The organism is Kitasatospora sp. MY 5-36 (genome assembly GCF_001182915.1).
Taxonomy (GTDB): Bacteria; Actinomycetota; Actinomycetes; order Streptomycetales; family Streptomycetaceae; genus Kitasatospora.
The window spans coordinates 1-4,844 of record NZ_LFVW01000436.1; the positions used below are offsets into that span (position 1 = coordinate 1).

The 4,844-nt window shown below is 74.1% G+C and carries 4 protein-coding genes; all 4 read left to right on the forward strand.

Features of this window, described 5'->3' with window-relative positions; translation table 11 throughout:
• The first annotated feature begins 55 nt into the window (after positions 1-55).
• Positions 56-1,642, forward strand: a complete 1,587-nt coding sequence (locus AE652_RS25895; protein WP_049655644.1) for an ABC transporter substrate-binding protein — start codon at positions 56-58, stop codon at positions 1,640-1,642.
• A gap of 20 nt (positions 1,643-1,662) precedes the next feature.
• Positions 1,663-2,607 (forward strand): ABC transporter permease, encoded by a 945-nt coding sequence (locus AE652_RS25900; protein ID WP_049655646.1) that lies wholly within the window; start codon positions 1,663-1,665, stop codon positions 2,605-2,607.
• A 4-nt stretch (positions 2,608-2,611) separates the two neighbouring features.
• Positions 2,612-3,460 carry an ABC transporter permease gene (locus AE652_RS25905; RefSeq protein ID WP_049655647.1) on the forward strand — a complete coding sequence of 283 codons (849 nt, stop codon included), beginning with the start codon at positions 2,612-2,614 and terminating at the stop codon, positions 3,458-3,460.
• The coding region (locus AE652_RS25910; RefSeq protein ID WP_049655649.1) for an ABC transporter ATP-binding protein at positions 3,457-4,844 on the forward strand (1,388 nt) is incomplete at its 3' end. The genes AE652_RS25905 and AE652_RS25910, both read left to right, overlap by 4 nt.

Below are 4,844 nucleotides of genomic sequence, written 5' to 3' on the forward strand. Positions count from 1 at the left end.
CCCCGACCCCGCGAAACCGCCCCCGATCACCCGCAGCCGCCCCCGAAGGACCGCCATGACCGCGCTCCCCCGTCCCCCCGCCCCGAGCCGCCGCACCCTGCTGCGCGCGGGCCTCGCCGGCGCCGGACTGCTGACGCTCGCGGGCTGCCGCTCGGCCGTCGAGCACGCCCGGAACGCGGCCGGTGCCGTGGACGCCGACACCCCGCGCCGGGGCGGCGTGCTGACCGTCGCGACCGGCATCGACATCACCCCGAGCCTGCTCTTCGCCGTGAGCGCCAACACCCTCGTCCAGCGCCTCGCCTTCAACACCCTCACCCGGTACGACGACCGGCTCCGGCCGCAGCCCGAGCTCGCCACCGCCTGGGAGGTCTCGCCGGACGGCCTGAACGTGACCCTCAGGCTGCGCGAGGACGTGCTGTTCCACAGCGGCCGCCGGTTCACCGCCGACGACGTCGTCTTCGCCGTCCGGAACCTCCAGAACCCGGCCCGCTCCGCCCAGTTGAGGTCCACCGCCGCCGCCGTCACCGACTTCCGCAAGAACGGCGACTTCGAGCTGACCCTGGTGCTCGCCCACCCGGTGAGCAACCTCTTCGACCTCTTCGAATTCATGATCGTCCCGGATCGGGAGAGCATCGAGGACGCCGTCACCGGCACCCGGCTGGTCGGCACCGGCCCGTTCGCCCTCACCGGGCGCAAGCCCGGCTCCTCGCTCTCCTTCGCCCGCAACGAGCAGTACTGGAACCCCGGCCGCCCCCACCTCGACGGCGTGGAGATCCGGATCATCCCGCAGGCGGAGTCGCTGCTGTCCTCGCTCAGGACCGGCCAGACCCACCTGTCCTACAACGTCCGCGGCAAGGACGCCGCGACCCTGGTCGACGACCCGCGGTTCCGGATCAGGCAGTACGACACCGGCTCCGGCGCCCACTACATCGGCGTGGACGTCACCGCCGAGCACGTCCGGGACAAGCGCGTCCGCCAGGCCATCGCCTGGGCGGTCGACCGCGACCGGCTCGTCCAGCAGGCCCTCGGCGGCTACGGCACCGTCTCCTCGGTGCCCTGGCCCAAGTCCTCCCCGGCCTACACCGAGGCCGGCGCCACCCACTACCGGCACGACCCGGAACGGGCCCGGGCGCTGCTCCGGGACGCGGGCGCCGAGCACATCACCCTGCCCTTCGCCCACTCCAACGAGGCCGGGCCGACCGCCGTCGCGCAGATCCTCCAGTACGACCTCCGGCAGGTCGGCATCGAGACGGTGCTCCAGCCCGCCGACTCCCCGACCATGCAGAAACAGCTGATCTCCCAGTCCATGCCCGCCCTGTGGACGCTCAGCCACGGCTTCGCCCAACTCCAGCCCGCCACCCTCGCGGTGAGCGCCTACCCCTTCAACGAGGCCAGGAACAGCTCCCGCTTCGCCTCCCCCGCCTACACCGACGTGGTGCAGCGCGCCTGGAACCGCAGCGACAGCGACAGCCCCGAGGCCAGGGCCCTCCACCAGCAGATCACCGACGTGCTGCTGGACGAGGAGTTCGTGATCGACCTCGCCATCGCCGGACTGGTCGAGGTCGCGGGCCGCCGGGCCCGGGGCGTCACGCTCAACAAGTTCGGCTACCTCAACCTCGACGACGCCTACCTCACGGCCTGAGCAGGACGGCCCGGAACCCCATGCGCACCTTCCTCCTGAAACGCCTCCCCAGCGGACTGCTCGTCCTCGCCCTCGCCTCCTTCCTGGTCTTCCTCATCCTCCGGCTGATCCCCGGCGACCCGGCCACCACACTCGCCGGACCGGACGCCTCCCCCGCCACCGTCGCCGCCATCCGCGGTCGACTCGGGCTCGACCAGCCGCTGTTCGGCCAGTACGTCAGCTGGCTCGGCCACCTGCTGAGCGGCGACCTCGGGCCGAGCTACGCGATCGGCGGCCAGGTCTCCGACCTGATCGGCAACGGCCTCGGCGCCACCGTCCAACTCACCCTCGGCGCCCTGCTGCTGGTGGTGCTGATCGCGCTGCCGCTGGGCGTGGTCGGCGCCACCACCAGGCGCGGCCCGGTCGCCGCCGCCGTCCAGGCGGTCACCACCGGTGTGCTGGCGGTCCCGCCGTTCGTCACCGGTGTGCTGCTGGTCCTGCTGTTCGCCGTCTCCTTCGAACTGCTCCCGGCCGGCGGGCACGAGTCCCTGCTCGCCGAACCGGACCTGGCCGTGCAGTACCTGGCGATGCCCGCCCTCTGCCTGGCCCTGCCCAGCGCCGCCGTGCTGGCCCGCTACCTCAAGGACGGCATCGAACGCGCCCTCGCCGAGGACTACGTCCGCACCGCGACCGCGCTCGGCGTCTCCCGGCGGCGGATCGTCTGGCGGCACGCCCTGCCCAACGCGCTGCCCTCCGCCGTCACCGTCCTCGGCCTCCAGACCGGCCACCTCGTCGCCGGGGCCGTCCTGGTGGAGCGGATCTTCGCCTGGCCGGGCCTCGGCCAGCTGATCGAGCAGGGCGTGCTGCGCCGGGACTACCCGCTGGTGCAGGACCTGCTGCTGCTCGTGGTCGCGGTCTACGTGGCCGTCCAACTGCTCACCGACCTGGCCTACACCTGGCTCGACCCCCGGATCCGCTGGGAGTGACCCGATGACCACCGCCGCCCTTCCCCTCAAGTCCGCCGCACCGCGCGGCCGTTACCGCTCCGCCCTGCTCAGCCCGCGCGGCCTGACCGGCCTCGTCCTGGTCGGCGCCGTCGCCCTGGCCGGACTGCTCGCACCGCTGCTCACCGGCACCGACCCGAACGCCCAGAGCGCGCTCGCCCTGGCCGGCCCCGGCGCCGCGCACCCCTTCGGCACCGACGACCTCGGCCGCGACCTGTACAGCCGGGTGCTGCACGGCATCGGCACCGACCTCGCGCTGATCGTCACCGCCGTCCCGGTCGGCGCCCTGCTCGGTTGCTCCGCCGCCCTGCTCGCGGCCACCTCCCGGTGGGCCGACCTCGCCGTCCAGCGCACCTTCGACCTGCTGCTCGCCTTCCCCGGGCTCATCCTCGCCCTGGCCGTCACCGCCGTCCTCGGCCCGGGCCGCTGGCCGGTGGTGATCGTCATCGCGCTGGCCGAGATCCCCGGCTACGGACGGCAGTTGCGGGCCGGCATCCTCGTCCAGCGGGAGCGCGAGTACGCCCTGGCGGCCCGGGTCGGCGGCGCCTCCCGGGCCCGGGTGCTGCTGCGGCACGTACTGCCCAACGCCGTCGACCCGCTGATCGTGCAGACCGCCGTGGCACTCTCGCTCGGCGTGTTCATCGAGGGCGCGATGAGCTTCCTCGGCCTCGGGGTCCGCCCGCCGGAGCCCACCCTGGGCAGCATCCTCAGCCAGTCCGTCGCCTACCTGGCCACCCACCCGACCTTCGCGGCCGCCCCGCTGGCCGCCACCACCGCGCTGGTGCTCGGCTTCACGCTGATCGCCGAGGCCCTGAACCGGGGGATCCGCCGATGACCACCGTGCTCCGCGTCACCGACCTCACCGTACGGTTCGGCGAGTCCGACTCCCAGGGCACCACGGCCGTCGACGGCGTCTCCTTCGACCTCGGAGCGGGCGACACCCTGGGCATCGTCGGCGAGTCCGGCTCCGGCAAGTCCACCACCGCGCTCGCGCTGCTGCGGATGCTGCCGCCCGGCGGCCGGATCACCGCCGGCTCGGTCCACCTCGCCGGGCAGGACCTCGCCACCCTCCCCGAGACCGCGCTGCGCGCCCTGCGCGGGCGGCGGATCGCCATGGTCTTCCAGGACCCGATGTCCTCGCTCAACCCCGTGCTCACCGTCGGCCGCCAACTGGACGAGGCGCTGCGCGCCCACGGCGGCACCCGGCGGAAGGCCGAACGAAAGGCCCGGGCCGCCGAGTTGCTCGACCTGGTCGGCATCCCCGACGCCGCCGGCCGACTGCGCGACCACCCGCACCGGTTCTCCGGCGGCCAGCGCCAGCGCATCATGATCGCCCTCGCGCTCGCCCACGACGCCGAGGTGCTGGTCGCCGACGAGCCGACCACCGCCCTCGACCCCACCGTCCAGCAGCAGATCCTGCGGTTGCTGACCCGGATCAACCGGGAGACCGGCACCGCCCTGGTGGTGATCAGCCACGACCTCGGGGTGATCGCCCGGACCTGCCGCCGGCTGCTGGTCATGCGGCACGGCCGGGTGGTCGAGCGCGGCGCCACCGCCGAGGTCCTCGCCCGGCCCGAACACCCGTACACCCGGGAGCTGTTGGCCGCCGTACCACGCCTGGAGGAGCCCTCCCGGGCGGCCGCCAACAGCACCCCGGGCACCCGGCCACTGCTCACCGTCCGCGGCCTGACCAAGACGTACGGCTCCCGGCGGCGCGCCGTCACCGCGCTGCACGGCGTCGACCTCGACCTGCACCCCGGCGAGACCCTGGGCCTGGTCGGAGAGTCCGGCTCCGGCAAGTCCACCCTGGCCCGGGCGCTGGTCCAGGCGCACCCGCCGTCCGGCGGCAGCATCCGCTTCCGCGGCGAGGAACTCGGCCGCGGGGCACGGCGCGACGGGCCGCACCGCGAGGTCCAACTCGTCTTCCAGGACCCGTACTCCTCGCTCAACCCCCGGATGACCGCCGGGCAGATCATCGCCGAGCCGCTGATCGCCCACCGCCTCGGCGACCGGGAGCAGCGCGCCGCCCGGGTCGCCGAACTGCTGGAGCAGGTCGGGCTGGACCCGGCCGTGGCCGACCGCCACCCGCGCGCCTTCTCCGGCGGCCAGCGCCAACGCATCGGCATCGCCCGGGCCCTGGCGCCCGAACCGAGCGTGCTGGTCTGCGACGAGCCGGTCTCCGCGCTGGACGTCTCGGTCCAGGCCCAGGTGATCGAGCT